Source organism: Prevotella sp. khp1 (assembly GCF_900102205.1).
Taxonomy (GTDB): domain Bacteria; phylum Bacteroidota; class Bacteroidia; order Bacteroidales; family Bacteroidaceae; genus Prevotella; species Prevotella ruminicola.
The window spans coordinates 426933-446299 of sequence record NZ_FNJZ01000002.1; the positions used below are offsets into that span (position 1 = coordinate 426933).

At 46.3% G+C, this 19367-nt stretch carries 15 protein-coding genes and 1 riboswitch; of the genes, 3 read left to right on the top strand and 12 right to left on the bottom strand.

The window, feature by feature from the left end; translation table 11 throughout:
• Positions 1-5: 5 nt before the first annotated feature.
• From BLR73_RS07570 to BLR73_RS07580, 3 genes are read right to left on the bottom strand one after another with little or no spacing between them, the layout of a single operon-like run.
• The gene (locus BLR73_RS07570; RefSeq protein WP_091860759.1) at positions 6-890 is read right to left on the bottom strand and encodes a ComEA family DNA-binding protein; all 885 of its coding nucleotides are present in this window, start codon (positions 888-890) and stop codon (positions 6-8) included.
• Positions 887-2239: a sodium-dependent transporter gene (locus tag BLR73_RS07575; RefSeq protein ID WP_091860761.1), complete on the bottom strand. Its 1353-nt coding sequence runs from the start codon at positions 2237-2239 to the stop codon at positions 887-889. The genes BLR73_RS07570 and BLR73_RS07575 overlap by 4 nt, the downstream gene beginning before the upstream one ends.
• Positions 2240-3604 carry a sodium-dependent transporter gene (locus BLR73_RS07580; protein WP_091860764.1) on the bottom strand — a complete coding sequence of 455 codons (1365 nt, stop codon included), beginning with the start codon at positions 3602-3604 and terminating at the stop codon, positions 2240-2242.
• Positions 3605-3733: 129 nt separating this feature from the next.
• Here BLR73_RS07580 and BLR73_RS07585 point away from each other — a divergent pair, with 129 nt between their 5' ends.
• Complete coding sequence (locus BLR73_RS07585) at positions 3734-4072, top strand: VanZ family protein (RefSeq protein WP_224082988.1); 339 nt, start codon at positions 3734-3736, stop codon at positions 4070-4072.
• Here the strand turns inward: BLR73_RS07585 and BLR73_RS07590 are convergent.
• The 7 genes from BLR73_RS07590 to BLR73_RS07615 all read right to left on the bottom strand — a co-directional run bounded on the left by BLR73_RS07590 (position 4044) and on the right by BLR73_RS07615 (position 12703).
• Complete coding sequence (locus tag BLR73_RS07590; protein WP_091860767.1) at positions 4044-4532, bottom strand: CYTH domain-containing protein; 489 nt, start codon at positions 4530-4532, stop codon at positions 4044-4046. The genes BLR73_RS07585 and BLR73_RS07590 overlap by 29 nt on opposite strands.
• On the bottom strand, positions 4533-4691 hold the full coding sequence (locus BLR73_RS14350; protein WP_013064297.1) for a hypothetical protein: 159 nt from the start codon (positions 4689-4691) through the stop codon (positions 4533-4535).
• Positions 4692-4719: 28 nt separating this feature from the next.
• Positions 4720-5844, bottom strand: a complete 1125-nt coding sequence (gene prfB, locus BLR73_RS07595) for a peptide chain release factor 2 (protein WP_013063646.1) — start codon at positions 5842-5844, stop codon at positions 4720-4722.
• Between the two features lie 5 nt (positions 5845-5849).
• Entirely contained in the window at positions 5850-7658 is a 1809-nt protein-coding gene (locus BLR73_RS07600) for an AMP-dependent synthetase/ligase (RefSeq protein WP_091860770.1), read from the bottom strand.
• 77 nt (positions 7659-7735) lie between these two features.
• Positions 7736-8320: a nicotinamide riboside transporter PnuC gene (pnuC, locus tag BLR73_RS07605; RefSeq protein WP_074760149.1), complete on the bottom strand. Its 585-nt coding sequence runs from the start codon at positions 8318-8320 to the stop codon at positions 7736-7738.
• Positions 8320-10671, bottom strand: a complete 2352-nt coding sequence (locus BLR73_RS07610; protein WP_091860773.1) for a TonB-dependent receptor — start codon at positions 10669-10671, stop codon at positions 8320-8322. Before BLR73_RS07610 ends, pnuC begins: the two co-directional genes overlap by 1 nt.
• 39 nt (positions 10672-10710) lie before the next feature.
• Positions 10711-10806: riboswitch (TPP riboswitch) on the bottom strand.
• A 160-nt stretch (positions 10807-10966) separates the two neighbouring features.
• The gene (locus BLR73_RS07615) at positions 10967-12703 is read right to left on the bottom strand and encodes a Na/Pi cotransporter family protein (RefSeq protein WP_013065023.1); all 1737 of its coding nucleotides are present in this window, start codon (positions 12701-12703) and stop codon (positions 10967-10969) included.
• A gap of 124 nt (positions 12704-12827) precedes the next feature.
• Here BLR73_RS07615 and BLR73_RS07620 point away from each other — a divergent pair, with 124 nt between their 5' ends.
• The gene (locus BLR73_RS07620) at positions 12828-14489 is read left to right on the top strand and encodes a nucleoside kinase (RefSeq protein WP_091860776.1); all 1662 of its coding nucleotides are present in this window, start codon (positions 12828-12830) and stop codon (positions 14487-14489) included.
• On the opposite strand, the gene polA is transcribed toward BLR73_RS07620, so the two are convergent.
• Positions 14490-17255 (bottom strand): DNA polymerase I, encoded by a 2766-nt coding sequence (polA, locus tag BLR73_RS07625; protein ID WP_091860779.1) that lies wholly within the window; start codon positions 17253-17255, stop codon positions 14490-14492.
• An 87-nt stretch (positions 17256-17342) separates the two neighbouring features.
• Here polA and BLR73_RS07630 point away from each other — a divergent pair, with 87 nt between their 5' ends.
• Positions 17343-18317 (top strand): polyprenyl synthetase family protein, encoded by a 975-nt coding sequence (locus BLR73_RS07630; RefSeq protein WP_091860781.1) that lies wholly within the window; start codon positions 17343-17345, stop codon positions 18315-18317.
• A gap of 114 nt (positions 18318-18431) precedes the next feature.
• On the opposite strand, the gene deoC is transcribed toward BLR73_RS07630, so the two are convergent.
• Positions 18432-19367: a deoxyribose-phosphate aldolase gene (deoC, locus tag BLR73_RS07635; RefSeq protein WP_091860784.1), complete on the bottom strand. Its 936-nt coding sequence runs from the start codon at positions 19365-19367 to the stop codon at positions 18432-18434.

Sequence of the window (19367 nt, forward strand, 5' to 3'; positions counted from 1 at the left end):
ACATATCAGTACGCAACATAGGGCGTAAGGCGCTTAATAACTTCGGGTGTAAAGTCTTTAATAAGTCGTAGTTCGTTTAGTGATGTGATGGTGCCATGCAGACGGCGATAATCGGTGATGGCTTTAGCCATATAAAAGTTGATGTATGGATGGCGTCTTAGTTCGTTAAGCGATAATTGGTTGATGTTCAGTTTCTTAGGTGCAGGGTTGTTTATCACCAGAAATTGCTTGGCTTCTGTCGGGAAATCGTCGATTTCATCGAGTTGTTCTACACTCACGTAACCTCCTAACCTATTGCCGTATTGTATAATTCGGCGAGCGTAGTAAGGACCGATACCAGGAATGGTTGTCAGCGCTGTGCTATCGGCAGTATTCAGCACTATATGTTCTGTAGCCTTTATCTTCGTGGGGCGCTGATAGACAACTACTGTATCCTTGGTTGCTTTCGGACTATAGCTTGCCCGTTCTTTTACCAGCGTAGATGCTGGCAGGTAATCGCTGGAGATGCGGATGTAAGGCTCCAGTTCGCGATATTGCTTAACGGTTAGTCCATAAAGCTTGGCAAAATCGATAGGCTGGCGATAAATGCCACCCGCAGCGCGATATTTATAGATGTTGCGTACCTGCCAAGGTTGCAATCCTAAACGCAGCAGTTGGGTGCTATCAGCTGTATTAGGGTCGAAGGCGAATCGTTCTACCTTCTTAGGGCTGCTGGCATAGTAATGGTTTTTGCGGGCAGCTGAACGGGGCGAATTCTTTTGTGTGGTGGTTGTCGATGTATCATTTCCACCAGTCAGACATATCATGGTGAATACCGATACGATGACTACTAACAGCGAGAGTATAACTTTACGGTCGGACTTTTGCAGATAAAAGAATTCGCGTATCATATAATATGGAACTGATGCAGGAATATTAATAGAATACAGAGAGGAACAATGAACTTAACAGAGAACAGATAGGCGCTAAAAAAGGTGGCCTTTAGCGAACCGTTGTTTGTAAACTCATTGAGTACCAGTTTGCGCTCAACAAACCATCCGATAAGTATGCTGGTAAAGAAGGCGCCAGTGGGTAGCATGATTTGCGCTGTAAGCGAGTCGCAGAAGTCCATCAGCGACATACCGAATACCTGTATCTGACTGTAGGCTCCTACGGATAGCGAGCAGAATATGGCTATCAGTCCACAAACGGTAGTCAGTATCCACGCGGCCTTGTTTCTTGGCAGATGCAACTCTTCGTGGAAGAATGCTGTACCAATCTCGTGCATAGAGATGGTAGATGTTAAGGCTGCAAACACCAGCAGGGCATAAAACAGGATGGCGATAACGAATCCAATGATAGGCATGCCTACAAACGCCTGACGGAACACATTAGGCAGTGTAATGAATATGAGCGATGGACCGCTATCGGGCTGTACGCCAACCGAGAAGGCGGCTGGGAATATCATCAAACCTGCTAAGATGGCTATCATCGAGTCGAGTAAGGCTATCTGAGTAGCTGATTTAACAAGGTTGGTATCTTTTTTAAAATACGAAGCGTAAGTACACAAACAAGCGGTACCCAAGCTTAATGAGAAGAAAGCCTGGCCTAAAGCCTCGAGGAATACATTGCTGCTTACCTTCGAGAAATCAGGTTTCAGCAGGAATTCTATACCTTTTGAAGCACCTGGAAGCAGGCACGATGCGATAACAATGATAACCAGCAGTATGAGCAAAAGCGGCATGAGCAACTTGGATGCTCGTTCTATACCATCGTTTACGCCTTTGGCCACTACATAGTGTGTAATCAGTACAAAGCCAACACCCCACAAGCAGGGACGGATGGGGTCGCTCGAGAAGTTTTTAAAGTATTCGATGATGTAGCTGGTATCACCAATCAGCTTACCAGTTATCGAGGCATACAGGTATTGCAAGCACCAGCCAGCCACAACGGCATAGAAGCCAAGGATGATGGTGGATGTAAGAATGCCTAAGTAGCCTATATATTTGGCGTGCTTGAATCCTACGTTGCCATAAGCTCTGGCAGCGTTGGATTGTGAGTAACGGCCAACTACAAATTCGCTGATCATACCTGGAATGCCTAATATCAGCACACATCCCAGGTAGATAAGTATGAAAGCGGCACCGCCATTCTGACCCGTCATGAATGGGAAGCGCCAGATGTTTCCTAATCCTACGGCCGATCCTGCTGTAGTCAGGATAATGGCCAGTTTGCTGCCAAATGTACCTCTGTTCTCCATTTACAATAGTCCGAATTGGTGAAGGAATATAAACAGTATGCAGATAGGACACACATACTTTACCAGGAAGATGTAGCTATGAAACAGATGTTCATTGCGCAGGGTGCCCATATTGGTAAACTCATCGCGTACAATCTTATGTGGCACATACCAGCCGATAAAGATACAGGTAAGGAAGCCCACGATAGGCAGGAACAACTGACCAGTTACAAAGTCGAAGAGGTCGAAGATGGTCATGTCGAACAATTTAAAGTCCTGCCAAGGACCGAGCGACAATGAGCAGACGGTACCAACCAGAATGCTGCCGATAGTTACAAACATAGCCGCACGTTTGCGGGTGGTGCCAAGCTCCTCCTCAAGGAATGCTGTGCTTACTTCGTGCAACGACATGAGTGATGTAAGTGCTGCCATCGAGAGTAAGGTATAAAACAGTACTGAAATAATGTATCCTAAACTTGCAATATTTCCAAATGCTTGGTGGAATACGTTAGGCAACGTGATAAATATGAGCGAAGGACCACTATCGGGATTAACTCCTACAGAGAAGGCTGCAGGGAAGATAATCAGTCCGGCCAACAAGGCTACCATGAAATCGATGACGCTGATGTTAACTGCCGAAGCCGTGAGATTGGTTTGCTTAGAATAGTAGCTGGCATAGGTGCAGATACATCCCATTGCAATACTCAGCGAGTAGAACGACTGGCCTAAGGCTGCCAGGAATACATCGCTGTTTAGTTTCGAAATATCGGGCTTAAATAAGAACTCGATACCCTTTTCGGCATTTGGCAGCATGCACGATGCTACAACAATGATGAGCAACAGTATAAACAATATGGGCATCATAAGCTTTGATGCCTTCTCAATACCGTTGCGTACACCATTCTCTATAATAATATAGGTGGCCAGCAGAATGATAAACGTCCAGAATACAGGCTTGATAGGATCCTGCGAGAACGTGACGAAGTACGATTGGATATAGTCGGGATTGCCTAAGAGTTTGCCTGAAAGCGAGGCCCATACGTACTCGAGGCACCAGCCGGATACCACAGCATAATAGCCTGAGATAAGAAAACCTGTAAGCACCCCCATATAACCAATGAGCGACCAGATGGTATCGCCCGACATGATGCGGAATGCGCGAGCTGTGTTTGCCTGACCATGACGACCAATAATAAACTCGCTTATCATACATGGAATGCCCAACAACAGGATACAGAACACATAGATAATAATGAAAATGGCGCCACCATTCTGTCCTGTCATATACGGAAAGCGCCATATATTGCCTAAGCCAACAGCCGAACCTGCTGTGGCCAGAATTACACCTAATTTACTACCGAAACTTGCCCTTTCAAGTTTTGTCATATCAACTTTTTTAAATTTTGATTGCAAAAGTATAAATAATTTCTTAATTTTGCACCTAAATTGCAAGTAAATATGAGTTTTTTGTTTCATTTCTTAAGAAAGTACCCTTTTTCAATGGTCTGTATCGCAATGATATGGATTCTTTCATTGGTGCCCTTTTTTCCAGAGACACCACTCGACAATGTGGAGTTTGCCGATAAATGGGTGCATATCCTGATGTATGGTTGTACGTTCATCGTAGTATGGATAGAGTATACCTGCAAGCATAAGCAGGCAGATTACGAGAAGCTGTTCTTTTGGGCTTGGCTGGCACCAATCGTTATGAGTGGTGTGTTGGAGCTGTTACAGGAATACTGTACGTTTGGGCATCGCAGTGGCGATTGGCTTGATTTGGCGGCTAATGCTACTGGTGTTACTTCGGCAGTTGTTATCGGGGCGCTTATTTGGTATTTTCGTCCCAAGAAGTAAAGGGCTTTTTAAGCAGACAAGAATTGTAGTATCTGCGATCGCCTGTTACTTCCTTGCCGATGAAATCTGGCTTCTCAAAGGTTTCGTCCTCAGCACCAAGTTCTACCTCGGCCATCACTAAACCTTCGTTCTCACCATAGAACTCGTCTACCTCGAAGGTATGCTTACCGCAAGGCACCAGATAGCGTGTCTTGTCTATCTTGCCTGGCTCGCAGATGTCCATCAGATGCTGGGCTTCGTCGAGCGAAATCTCCTTTTCGAATTCATAGCGAGCAAGGCCATCGTTGTTCGAAGGACCTTTAATAGTTAAATATCCGCGGCTATCACGGATACGTACCCTGACGGTACGTCCGCGATTGCTGCAGATATAACCTTGACAAATGCGATTGCTACTGGTAGCCTGTCGCTTGTAGTCGTTGTTTTTTACAAGAAATTTGCGTTCTATTTCCAGTCCGCTCATTTACGATACAATGAAAATAGAGTATACTACAAACAGTACTGCAAGAATAAGTAATGCGCCGAAGATGTACTCCAGCACTTTCTTGCCACCTTCTTCTTGTTTCTTCTGATAAGCCTCCTTCTTCTGGGTAGACTTTGATGATTTTGCAATTTGAGCCATAGTTTTAATGATTTTTATTTGTTATTCGTTATTGTTCGTCGTCGTTAACAGGGAATTCCATCAGGTAGGCCTTGATGAAATCATCGATCTTTCCGTCCATCACACCATCCACATCGGTGGTCTGATAGTTGGTACGATGATCTTTTACGCGGCGGTCATCGAACACGTAGCTACGTATCTGACTACCCCACTCTATCTTCTTCTTGCCAGCCTCGATTTTTGCCTGAGCCTCCAAACGCTTCTTCATGGCGCGATCGTAGAGTTGCGACTTAAGCAGCGTCATTGCGCGCTCCTTGTTCTTTGGCTGGTCGCGGGTTTCTGTGTTCTCAATGAGGATTTCTTCTTCCTCGCCTGTATCAGGATCGGTATACCAATAGCGCAAGCGTACACCTGATTCAACCTTGTTTACGTTCTGACCACCAGCACCACTACTGCGGAAAGTATCCCAAGAGAGCTTGGCTGGATCTACATATACCTCGATGGTATCATCAACCAGAGGTGATACAAAGACAGACGCAAACGAGGTCATACGCTTACCCTGAGCGTTGAATGGCGATACACGTACCAAGCGGTGAACACCGTTCTCGCTCTTCAGATAGCCGTAAGCATAATCGCCGCCTTCGAGCTGCATGGTTACACTCTTAATACCAGCCTCATCACCGTCAAGCAGGTTCGAGATGGTTACCTTATAGCCGTGAGCCTCGGCCCAACGCATATACATTCGCATCAACATTGAGGCCCAGTCCTGAGCCTCGGTACCACCAGCGCCGCTGTTAATCTTAAGCACAGCTTCCATGGGGTCTTCTTTCTGGCGGAGCATGTTCTTCAGCTCCAGATCCTCGATGGCCTTGATGGCTTTAGCATAGGTGTCTTCCACCTCCTCTTCGGTCACCATCTCGTCCTTGAAGAAGTCGAAGGCCAGCTGCAGCTCATCGGCCAAGGTGCGAACCTCTTTATAACCATCCAGCCACTTCTTAATGCCTTTAACCTTCTTCATCTGCTCTTCGGCACGCTTGCGGTCCTCCCAGAAGTCAGGAGCCTGCGTACGAAGATCTTCCTCCTCGTATTCTATCTTCTTCTTGTCTATCTCCAGATAGCGATGCAGCGCATCGGCTCTCTCTAAAACGTCTTTCAGCTGATCCTGAGTAATCATATATCTTATTCTGCGTACATCGCGTCAATCTCCTTCTTGTAGTTCTCGTTCAGTACGCGACGCTTGATTTTTAATGTATTTGTAAGTTCGCCCTTCTCCATGGTGAAGTGGTTAGGCAGCATGGTGAATCGTTTAATCTGCTCGTAGTGAGCCAGCGACTGCTGCAGCGTATCAATACGCTCCTTCATCATCTGGTTAATCTGTGGGTCCTTGCAAAGCTGCTCTCTGTTCTCGAATGGAATCTTATGCTCGCGGGCATATTCCTCCAACAGGGAATATACAGGGATAATCAGAGCCGAAACAAACTTGCGCTGGTCGGCAATGATGGCAATCTGATCGATATACTTATCAACCAGCAGCTTAGATTCAATCATCTGTGGAGCAATATACTTTCCGTTCGAAGTCTTGAAGAGGTCCTTAATACGCTCTTTCAGGAACAGCTCGCCATCCTTCAGATAACCTGAGTCGCCTGTCTTAAAGTAACCATCCTCGGTAAAGGCGGTCTTGGTAAGATCCTCGCGGTTATAGTAGCCTCGAGTGATAGTTGGGCCTTTCAGCAGTACCTCGCCCTCTTCGCTGATCTTGATATCGATACCCTCGATGGGGATACCAACACCACCAACGGTGTAAGGCTTGCCAAGGTGATTGCAGCTAACGGTGGCCAGACTCTCAGTCAAACCGTAACCAACAATCATGTTAATGCCGATAGAGTGAACAAACTCCTCTACCTTAGGATTGACGGTAGCACCTGCTGTTGGGAAGAAATGGGCATTCTCTAAGCCCAGCTCCTTACGTACCAGCGAGAATACGGTTTTATTCAGGAACTCGTACTCCATGTGCAGGAGCAATGGTGGGCGCTTGCCTTTTGAAATGTAATCGATGTTGTGTTTCTTACCTACAGCTTCGGCGTGGCGGAACAGTTTGCGCTTGGCCATACCTGATTTCTCAATCTGCTCCTGAACACCCATATATACCTTCTCCCAGAAACGGGGAACGGAACTCATACAGGTGGGATGTGTCTCCTTCATCGACTGCTGAACCTCTTGTGGATAGGTGTTTACAATGAGTGTTGCGCCCTCGGTAAGGCACAGAATCTTCCAACCCTTCTCAAAGATGTGGGTGAATGGCAGGAAGTTAAGAACTCTGTCGTTCTCGCCTACGGGTACACACTTATCGTTGGCTATCATTGCGGCATTATACTGACCGCAGGTAAGGATAACACCCTTAGAATCGCCAGTTGTTCCACTGGTATAAAGGATGTTGGCAATATCGTCCATCGAAGCCTGAGCCTGAAGCGACTCAACTTCGGTCTGACGGGGATAGTTCTCGCCTAACTTCAGGAAATCATCGAAATACATCGAGCTGAGGTCGAGTGACGAGATATGTACGTTCTTATCGAATACAATGATACGCTCGAGTGTAGGACAGGTAGCGAAAATCCGACGAGCCTTGTCGTACTGCTCCTGTTCGCCTACAAAGAGGAATCTGATTTTAGCATCGCTAATCATAAACTGGATCTGCTGCTCTGAGCTGGTAGCATAGAATGGGATGGTTACGGCGCGTACTCCCCATGCTCCAAAGTCGCAGAACAGATACTGTACAGAGTTCTGAGAGAAGATTCCCAGATTTTCCTGTACCTTTACACCCAGATTGAGTAAGGCATTAGATACTTTCTTGACCATATCCGAGAACTGATTCCACGAATATGATTTCCACACTGACCCGCCAAAGTCCTTGTAGATCAAAACCTCACGGTCGCCATACTTCTTGGCCTGGTCATGAATTAATCGCGATAAATGACTTTTCGTCTGCATAAGTATTTTGCATTTGTAATTCGCTGCAAAATTACGTAAAATACTGCAGATAGCCAAATTATATGGCAAAAAACCGCTCAAATAGGGCGATTATCTGTCATTCGTTTCCATTTTTTGTAGCCAAAAATGGCAATAACTACATAAAGTGCATAAAGACCGGCTTTGAAAGGTATGTCTTTATAGAAGTAAAGAACACAGGTTACAACGTCGACAGCAATCCAGATGAACCACTGTTCCAGGTACTTATGAGCCAAGGCCCAGATACCAACAATGCTGAGGGCTGTAGTAAAACTGTCGGCTGCTGGAACGTTACTGTTGGTAAAGGTAATCAGCAGCCAATAAATAATGCCCCAGATGGCCAGAATAACAGCCAACCAAGGGATTATCAGTCGGCGTGGGAATCGCGTGATAGGCAGCTCTTTCTTCTCGGCCGAACCGTGTACCCATTTCCAATAGCCGTAAACGGTCATCGAAAGATAATAGAACTCCATGCCGCAATCGGCATAGAGTCCTTTTTGATAGTATAGCACAATGCCTAAGGCCTGCATCAGAAATCCTACAAACCAAAGCCATACGCTGGCGCGATACTCGAACAGGATATAGAGTAGTCCGAGTAACGTGGTAGTGATGTCGAGCCAGTGTGCTGAAATAAATTCTGTCATTAGAATCGGAGTGTTACGTTACCCATCATTGTAAAGCCTGCCATAGGAATGAATCCAATCTGATAGTAGCGGTTCTCGTTGGGATGACCGTATTCTTCAACGATGCTTGAATATACCCAACCATTGGCGGCATAGCGACGATTGAAGATGTTGTTGAAATTCAGACCGAAGATGCACTCCTTGATGCCCTTGTTGGGCTTCCAGGTGTAGCTGATGTTGGCATCAGAAGCTGAGTAGCAAGGCAGCGAACGATCAGCGTTCTCTGTATTATCCAGGTACTGACGGCTTACAAAATTGGTGTGCCATACAGCCTGCAAACCATTCCAATGCAGGTTTACAAAACCGTTCAGGATGGTTGAGGGTGAGAAAGCAAGTGTAGAGTTGTCGTAGTGGATAGTGCGGAACGACTCTTCCCAGTTTACGCTGGCTACCTCGTCGAAGTCTTTGATTTTATTCTGGCTGAGTGAAGCATTACCCTCAATGCTGAGCCAAGAGGTAACATCTACCCCACCCTGGATTTCTACGCCCATACGGTATGAGTCTTTGATGTTTGTGGTAAGATCCTCGCCAATATCACTCTTCTCGCCAGTCTGTACAAACTGGTTGGTGTAGTCCATGTAATAAAGGTTTACACCAAAGTGGAAGATGTCGTTGTTAAAGGTATAACCCAACTCGTAATCTAACAGGCTTTCGGCCTTAGGGAATGGCTTTGCACCATTATCTGTAAAGTTATTACGTTCTGGTTCGCGGTGGCTAAGTGCTACCGATCCGTAAACGCGGTGATTGTTCAGATTCCAAGAGAAACCGGCCTTGGGATTCAGGAAACGATACTTCTGATCGATATCGAGGCGCTGGTTGTAATAGCTGCTGCCCTCTTCGTAGAACTTATCGTTAATACCGTTGCTTTCGTACTGTACGTAGCGATACTGCAGGTCGCCGAAGATATCCCACTGCTCGTTGATGTGGTAAGCAGCCTTTACAAAGGCGCTACCATCAAACTTGGTGGCATCAGAATCGTAGTATTTGTAGTCGCCATTAGACATGTATTTCTTTCGTACATCATCGTTGGCAATATAGGTAACATATCCAAAGTGATTGCCATCGAACTCCTGGAGCGACATGCCGCCGATAACATCCCATGCATCGTTCTTGTAGTTTGCATTCCAGATAAAACCGTAAGTGTTCTGGCTCAGTCCTTTCTGGCGCACGAAGTCGGTCTTTTTAACGCCGCTGTAGGTCATGCCAAACTTCTTCAGCTTGTTCTGAGGACGGAACTCGTTATAATAGCCGTAGCCGTAAGTATAGTGCAGCGAACCTGAAATGCTCCAGTTGTCGTTGATATCGTATGCGGCTGAGAGGATGTTGTGGTTCTGCCAGAAGTTATCGGTGGTTTTGTTCCAATAGCTGCCGTCGTTCAGCTGATAGCGCGCTGTGGGATAGTTGCCGTTGGCATCTTTTTCGTAACCAGTCAGGTATTCGTACAGCGAGTTGTACTTGCCTAGACCGGCGTTCCACATATCCTTGTAGGTCTTGATGCCAGTGTTGATACCATAGGTTCCGTCCATCAGACTCATATCGTTGTCGCCTGCTGTTACGCCGTTCCATGCCTGACCGGTTTTTTCAAAGTTTCCGATGTTCTTATAACGAATCTGGAACTTGTTGCCAATCCAGGTGAGTCCGCCGTAGTAAGAACCGCTGCGTCCGCTGGTTCCATGGATAAATCCATCAGTATTGGTCTCGTGATAGGCACCATCAAAAATCAGGTGGTTCCACAGCAAACCTGTTGAGAACTTTCCACCTACATTGAATGTGTTGAATGAGCCGTATGATACTGACACTTCTCCCCCAGCCTTCTGATTTGGAATGGCTGAAGCGAGTGCTACAGTTCCGCCAAAGGCGCCATCGCCGTTGGTTGATGTGCCTACGCCGCGCTGAATCTGTACACTACCTAACAGCGAACCGTAAGAGTTCATGTTGGCCCAGAAAACACACTGATCTTCAGGCGAATTCAAGGGAACACCATCCAGTGTTACGTTGATACGCGAATCGCCTGCACCGCGAATGCGCATATAAGTAGTACCTGTGCCCAGTCCGTTCTCGCTCCAAGCCAGTACACCCGGAGTCTGCGAAAAGAGGAAAGGTAATTCTTTACCTGTGTTCGAGAAAGCGTTTAGTTCCTTTTTCTTGATGTTTGCTACTGCAAATGGTGCATTTTTCTGTGTCCTGACACCTTTTACTACAATTTCGTTCAGCGCTTCTACTTGTGTAGAATCGTAGAGTGCTGCTTTGTTCTGTGCATTAGCACCTGCTGCACACACTAATGCAGCCATTCCTAAAACAAATCTTTTCATACTACAATAGTACCAATAATTAATAATGTTAAGGGGGTGTTTATTGTCTGCTATCCATCCCTACGCTGGCATAATCCAGATCAGGTTAGAGGGTATCATCTCAGCCTACACTCGTAGGCACCCCTTGATAATTGGTTGCAAAGGTAATGATATTTTCTATAAAAGCCATACTTTTATGGTATATTTTTATGTTTTACCAGTTGGAAAGGATGGTTTTCTCATAAAGAAACTGCCAGTTCCCGCCTGAGGAACTGACAGTTTCTGCCTTTGAAACCAATCGTTATCGGATTGTTGTTTATCTAAGACCCATTCTTGCCTCAACTACGTTAACTACATAGTCGCCCAGCTTCTCACACTCGTTAATCAGGTCCATATAAATGGTACCAACAGCGTAAGTGTACTCGCGGTTGTTAACATCGTTGATGTTCTGCGACTTGAGCTGGTCGCGGAAGTTATTGATTTCGTGCTCGATATTGAAAGTGCGGTTAACATCGAACGACTCCTTGCGGCCCATCATCAGTCGGTTCATCTGTGAGAGCGACTGATCGGTGAGCTCCATCATCTGATGGATGTGGTCGTACTGCTTCTCGTTAAAGTGATCCTGTTTGCCGTTGTACTTTCTCGAAATGGTACGAGCCATGTTGAAACAAGCATCTCCAATACTCTCTAACTCGCTGATTTCGCGTAACATAGCACGAATCTTAGCCTTTGAGTCGTCTGACAAGTGAGCGTCGCTCACGGAGTTAAGATAGTTGGCAATCTCAATCTCCATGTTATCGCTGATGCCTTCGTATTTCTCAATGCGGGTGTAGAGCTTGTTAAACTCAGAGTCGCGATTATCCTTCTTACTGCTTGAGCTTGACGAGAGGGTGAGCAGTTCGCGAACCATATTGAACATACGCTGCATACGATCCGAGAACGACTGGATTTCCTTCTGTGCCTCGAGCACCGAAAGCTCTGGTGTTTTCATGAAGCCAGCAGTAATAAAGTGCAAGCGGAAGTCCTCTTCCTCGTCAACCTTCTTAGGCTTGATAACCCAGCATACAAAGCGCTCAATCTGTGGGATAAACCAAATAAGAATAAAGGTGTTAGCCACGTTAAAGCAGGTATGGAAGGCTGCCAGCACAAAGCTTAGTTTGGCGGCGTTGGCCAGGAATACGCTTGTTGTAACGGCATCTTTAGTCATGTTTACATCGTAGCCCACCATGCCGCAAACGGCGTCGATGAACGGACGGAACACAAACAGAATCCAAACCACACCGAACACGTTGAAGAACATGTGGGCGAGGGCAGCTCTACGGGCCTGAGTATTGGCCGATAGGGCAGCGAGGTTTGAGGTAATGGTGGTTCCGATATTTTCACCCATAACCAATGCAATACCCTGATAGATAGGTAGAGCGCCGCTAGAACAGAGAATCATGGTGATGGCCATAACGGCTGCCGACGACTGCACGCAGAAGGTAAGCACGCCGCCTAAGAACAGGAATATCAGCGTGGTGAAGAACGAATCGGGATCGAACGATGCAAAGAAGTCGAGTAGGGCCTGGTTTTCGCCCAAATGCATCTCTGTGCCCGTCATTCTCAGCGTACCCAGTCCCATCAGCAGGAACGATAGTCCGAACAGGAAATCGCCGATATAGCGGTATCTCTTCTGATAAATCAGTATGATGCCCAGGAAGAATGCTGGATAAACAGCGCTGGTAATATCGAACGACATACCGGCCGACATAATCCAGGCGGTAAGGGTGGTTCCGATGTTGGCACCCATGATAACCGAAATTGCTTGTGCCAAGGTTAACAAGCCCGCATTAACAAACGAAACAGTCATCACAGTGGTGGCTGTTGATGACTGTACTGAAGCTGTAACAAGCATACCTGTAAGCATGCCGGTAAAGCGATTGGTTGTCATCGCACCTAACACATGGCGTAATTGTGGACCCGCCATCTTCTGCAATGCTTCACTCATCGACTTCATACCGAACATCAATAGCGCAAGCGATCCCAGAAGTTTGAAAATAATCCAGATTGACATAAAAAACGTAATTATATTTAGTAAATCGGCTACAAAGATAAAAAAAAACTCTGAAATGTAAGTTAAGATTTAAGAAAAATGTTATCTTTGCAGACAAAATAATTAAAAACTCAATTTAAGGCTTATGGAGAAGTTAGTAAAAATACATATTGTAAATAACGATAAAGAGGTAGAGGTGCCAGTAGGTTCTACTATCGAAGATGTATATGCTTTGTCGGGTGTTGAGATCGAGCACGGTCCCATCTCGGCACATGTAAATAATAAGGTAGAGGGTATGCACTACCGCTTGTATAAGCAGAAACAGGTAGAGTTTCTCGACATCTGCTCGTCGAGTGGTTCGCGTGCTTATACTCGCAGTTTGTTCTTTGTGCTTTGCAAGGCTGTGCACGATTTGTTTACACCTTGTAAGGTGTCTATCGATATCCCTGTATCGAATGGCTATTTTGTAAACCTGTCAATCGGTCGTCCCATCACATTGGATGATGTGGGTGCCATCCGTCGTCGTATGCAGGAAATCATCGATGCCGCCTTACCCATACATCGTTACGAAACCACTACCGAAGAGGCTATCAGGATGTTCGACATTCTGCATAACCGTTCGAAGGTAAAACTGTTGAAGTCTACAGGTCGACTGTACACAACTTATTATGAGATAGATGGTTACATAGATTATTACTATGGTGCTTTGCTCACGAACACCAAGCAGCTTTACTTGTTTGGACTTGAGAAATATTTTGATGGTTTGCTGTTGCGTTTACCATCGCGCGAGCATCCTAACGAGTTGGGCGAGATGTTGCATCAGGACAAGATGTTCGGCATCTTTAAGGAGCACCATCAGTGGCAGGATATCTTAGGTTTGCGAACCATCGGCGACCTGAACGAGACTATCATGAATGGCCATTCGTCGGAGCTCATACAGATTAGCGAGGCGCTGCAGGAAAAGAAGATTGCTAATATTGCCGACGAGATTGCCCAGCGTAAGGGCGTAAAACTGGTGCTGATAGCTGGTCCTTCGTCGTCGGGTAAAACTACTACCTGTAAGCGTCTTAGCGTGCAGTTGGCTGTAAATGGTATCCATCCCGTTGGTATATCGCTGGATGATTATTTCCTCGACCGCGAGCAAACGCCAAAAGATGATAAGGGCGATTACGATTTTGAGCACCTGCATGCCTTGAATCTGCCGTTGCTTAACGAGCAGCTTTCGGCATTGTTCAGAGGCGAGGAGGTAGAGTTGCCTCGCTATAACTTCCAGAAAGGCAAGAGCGAGTGGAGTGGTAAGAAACTGCAGTTAAAAGGTAACGAAGTGCTGGTGGTAGAAGGTATCCATGCCTTGAATCCAGAGTTGACTTCGGAGATTCCCAACGATCAGATTTTCCGTGTCTATGCTTCGGCCCTTACTACCATTCTGCTCGATAATCACAACTATATCCCAACTACCGATAACCGCCTGCTGCGCCGTATTATCCGCGACTACAAGTATCGTGGTGTGAGTGCTCAGGAGAGCATTCGCAGATGGCCAAGTGTTAGGGCAGGAGAGAACAAGTGGATTTTCCCGTTCCAGGAGAATGCCGATGCGATGTTTAACACCGCTATGCTGTTCGAGTTGGCTGTTATTAAGAGTCAGGCTGAGCCGCTGTTAGAGCAGGTTCCAGAAAATTCGAAGGAACATGCAGAGGCTTATCGCCTGCTGAAGTTCCTTCGTTATATCCGTCCCATTCCTGAGACTCAGATTCCACCAACATCGCTGCTTCGCGAGTTCCTTGGCGGATCATCGTTTAATTACTAATTAGTGCGCCTCGAGCCAGTTCTTGCCAAAGCCGGAATCGGCCACCAGGGGTACGCTTAAGTTCAGGGCATTCTGCATCTCTTGGAGCACGATGCCCTCTACTTTTTCTTTCTCATCTGGGTACACCGAGAAGTTTAATTCGTCGTGTACCTGCAGAATCATTTTAGAGCGTATTCCTTCGGCTTTAAAGCGGTTGTAGATGCGAATCATGGCCACCTTGATGATATCGGCGGCTGTGCCCTGAATAGGGGCGTTGATGGCATTTCGCTCAGCAAAGCCGCGAACGGTAGCATTGTGGCTGTTAATATCTGGCAGATAGCGGCGACGACCGAATAGGGTAGTGACGTAACCCTTCTCGCGAGCCACTTCTTTAGATTTTTCCATATAATCGTGTACCTGTGGGAAGGTGTCGAAGTAACCGTCTATCAGCATCTTAGCTTCGTCGCGAGGGATGTCCAGACGCTCAGCAAGTCCAAATACGGTGATACCGTAGATGATACCGAAGTTGGCGCGTTTCGATTTGGTTCGCTCGTCGCGTGTAACCTCTTCGATAGGCTTTTTGTAGATGTTGGCAGCTGTGGCGGCATGCAAATCCTTACCCTCGCTAAACACTTTTATCATCTCTGCGTCCTGCGAGAGATGAGCCATAACGCGCAGCTCAATCTGACTATAGTCGGCTGAAAAGAACAGACAACCTGGTTCTGGAATGAATGCCTTTCGGATTTCCTTGCCATCCTCACCACGAATGGGGATATTCTGCAGGTTGGGATCGGACGATGACAAGCGACCGGTAGCGGTAATCGTTTGATTAAACGAGGTGTGGATATGACCGGTTTTGGGGTTAATAAGCTTAGGTAGGGCATCGATGTAGGTGCCTATCAGCTTCTTTAACCCTCTGTGTTCCAATATGTCAGCAACTATCTCATGCTTATTTCTCAGCTGCTGCAAAACTTCTTCCGAAGTAACATACTGTCCTGTCTTAGTTTTCTTGGCTTTCTCTACTATCTTGAGCTTGTCGAAGAGTATCTCACCAACTTGCTTTGGCGATGCGATGTTAAACTGTTCGCCTGCCAGCTCGTAGATACGAGCTTCGATTTCGTTCATGCGGTTGGTGAATTGTTTTGACGTTTCGGCCAGCGAATCAGTATCCAAACAAACACCATTCATCTCCATTTCAGCCAATACAGGCATCAGTGGCATCTCTATATTATAGAATAGGTCTTCGCACTCGGCCTTCTTCAACTCTGGTTCCAGTTTGTTCTTCAGTCGGAGTGTGATGTCGGCATCCTCGGCGGCATACTCGTAAACCTGTGAGGGTGGGAGAGAACGCATCGATTTCTGGTTCTTACCTTTTGGTCCGATAAGTTCATCGATGTGGATGGTTTGATAGTTCAGGTAGATCTCAGCCATGTAGTCCATGTTGTGATGCAGTTCGGGTTGAATGAGATAGTGAGCTATCATCGTGTCCCACATTTTTCCTTTCAGCTCGATGCCGTAATTTCTGAGCACCTCGAGGTCGTACTTCAAATTCTGACCAACTTTTAGAATTTCGGGGTTCTCGTATGCGGGCTTAAAGATATTAACAATTTGCAACGCTTCTTCACGATTGGCTGGAACGGGTACGTAAAACGCCTCGAATTCCTTTACGGCGAAGCTTAAACCTACCAATTCTGCGTCGATAGCGCTGGTTGAAGTGGTCTCCGTGTCTAGACTGAGAATTTTGTTTGTCAAGAAAAAATCACAAAGTTTCTTCAAATCCTCCTGATTTTCAACGAGTTTGTAGTTGTGAGGCGTAGTTTTTAGCGTCTCAAAACTCGTGTTTTCGTTCACAGCTTGCCCGTCGGTCGCAAATTCTGCAAAGAGATCGAGTTGCTGATTTGCGACTTTTTGCGGTTTTTGGCTTTTTTTAAGAACTCTGTCTGCGAAGCTCTTCATCTCCAGTTCTGTGAGCAATTTGCTCAATTCGTCCTCGTTTGGTTCCACGAGTTTCAAATTTTCCATATCGAGCTCTATGGGTACATCGGTTTTGATGGTTGCCAGGAAGTAACTCATCTTGATGTCCTCAACATGCTGCTCAACTTTTTCGCGGAGCTTACCTTTTATTTCTGACGAACGTGCCAACAACTGTTCGATGCTTCCGAACTCGTCGATGAGTTTAGCGGCAGTTTTCTCGCCAACACCAGGACAGCCCGGGAAGTTATCGGCCGAGTCGCCCATCAGCGCCAGCAAATCAATCACCGCCATAGGCGAGGGGATGTTATATTTCTCGCAAACCTCCTTTGGTCCCATTGTTTCATAACCGCCTCCATGACGCGGACGGTAAATGAATACATTGTCGCGTACCAGCTGTCCGTAGTCCTTATCAGGTGTTAGCATATAGGTTTCAACACCGATGGAACCGGCTTTTTCGGCCAAAGTACCAATTACATCATCGGCCTCGAAACCATCTACTTGCAGGATGGGTATGCGGTATGCTTTAAGCAGATCTTTAATGATGGGAACTGCCTTTCGGATATCTTCGGGTGTTTCTTCGCGCTGGGCTTTGTAGGCAGGGAAAGCCTTGCTGCGGAAGGTAGGACCATGTGGATCGAATGCCACGCCGATATGGGTAGGTTTCTCTTTGGTGAGCACCTCGTTCAGTGTGTTCAGGAATCCCATGATAGCACTCGTATTCAGGCCCTTCGAGTTGATTCGCGGGTTTTTGATAAACGCATAATAGCTACGATAAATGAGTGCGTAAGCGTCTAAAAGGAACAATTTCTGCATAACTTTCTTAATTTTCGCCTCAAAATTACCAAATTATTTTTTAATAACGGAATTATTTGTTATTTTTGTGCCAAAATTCTGATAATGATGGATTATTTATCGACTATTAGAAAGCCAATCGATGGCGATATGGACAACTTTGTTGAGTTGTTCAAGCAAAGTTTGACTCATGGAGATGGTATGCTTGAGCATATCTTGAAGCATATCCGCGAAAGGGGAGGGAAGCGTATGCGCCCCATGTTGGTTTTCTTGATGGCAAGAAACCTTGGCGAGGTATCTGATGTTACACAGAATGCTGCTCTTGGATTAGAGTTGTTGCATACTGCCAGTTTGGTTCACGACGATGTGGTGGATGAGAGTTCGGAACGTCGCGGTCAGCCTTCAGTAAACGCAGCTTATAATAATAAGGTGGCTGTGCTAGTGGGCGATTATATCCTGTCTACTGCCCTGTTGCGTGTGGCGCTTTCTGATAATCATAGAATCGTACAACATCTGGCCGAGCTCGGCCGTAAGTTAGCCGCAGGCGAGGTGCTTCAGTTGTCGAATATCTCGAATCAGGAAATCTCGGAAGATGTTTATTATCAGGTAATTGACCAGAAAACGGCTGTATTGTTCGAGTCGTGCTGTATCCTTGGTGCCATCTCTGTTGGTGCATCCGAAGAGATGATCGAAAAAGCTGCAAAATTCGGACATAATGTGGGTATGATATTCCAGATTCGCGACGATATTTTTGATTATTACGATTCTGCCGAAATTGGTAAGCCAACTGGTAATGATATGTTGGAGGGTAAGCTTACTTTGCCTATTATCTATTCGCTTACACACACTTCTTCTTCTGCTATGTTAACGCTGGCTAAGAAGGTAAAGGCAGGTACTATTAATAAGGACGAGATTGCTGTTCTTATCGAGTTTGCCAAGCAGTATGGCGGTATAAAATATGCCGAAAGAAAGATGGAAGAGTTTGCCCGCGAGGCTCGTAGTTTCATCGATGAATGCGTGAAACCTGAGCTTCAGGATTCGTTTAAGGCTTATCTCGACTACGTTATTCAGCGAAATAAATAGGGTAGTACGCTCTCAGTTCTTATACGAAAGTACTCCAGTCCTAGTATTAAAGGACTGGAGTACTTTGGTTAAAGGACTGCAGTCCTCCGTAAGAAGGACTGAGTCTATCACTAATTAGAAGAATTTTACCTCTTCGCCAATCACCTCGCTCAACAGCAGGTTGGCCAGGCGTGATGTACCCATGCGGAACATTTGGTTGGTAAGCCATTTTTCGCCCAGAACCTCTTTTACGATGGTGTAGTATATCAATGCGTCCATCACGCTGTTAAGGCCTCCAGCGGGCTTAAAACCAATCATAATGCCTGTCTGGTCGTAGTACTCCTTGATGGCCTGGCACATCACGTAGGCAGCCTCGGGTGTTGCTGCGGGTTCCAGCTTACCTGTTGATGTTTTGATATAGTCGGCGCCGGCGTACATAGCCAGTATTGATGCGGTCTTGATGTTCTGTGCAGTCTTCAGGCAACCAGTCTCCAGGATAACCTTCAGTTTGGCATCGCCACACGCCTCTTTTATCTGCTGTATCTCGTCGATACAGGTCTCGTAATCGCCTGAAAGGAATGCACCTACGCTCAGTACCATATCAATTTCGGTAGCGCCGTCCTTAACAGCCAGACCGGTCTCGATGGTTTTAACTTCGATAAGAGCCTGTGATGAGGGGAATGAGCCAGATACGCAAGCTACCTCAACACCTTCGATCTCAAGTGTCTCAGAAACCACTTTTGCAAAGCGTGGATACACGCAGATGGTGGCTACGTGGGGTAGGTTAGGGTACTGCTCTTCGAACTGGTTTACGTGCTCGGTAAAGGCCAGTACGCTCTCGTCGCTATCGGTAGTTTTCAGGGTGGTGAGTTCCACGCTACCCATCAGGAATTTCTTTACCTCAAGGGTGTCGTTCTCTGCTACTTTCTCGGCAATGATTGTCTTCACTGCTTCCTTCACTTCCTCGTCGGTAATGTCGAGGTTGTACTTACTCAGAGCCTCTTCCATGCGGCTCTTCTGAGGCATCTCAAAGTGGTGATGATGCTCATGCTCGTGCTTGTGTTCTGCCAT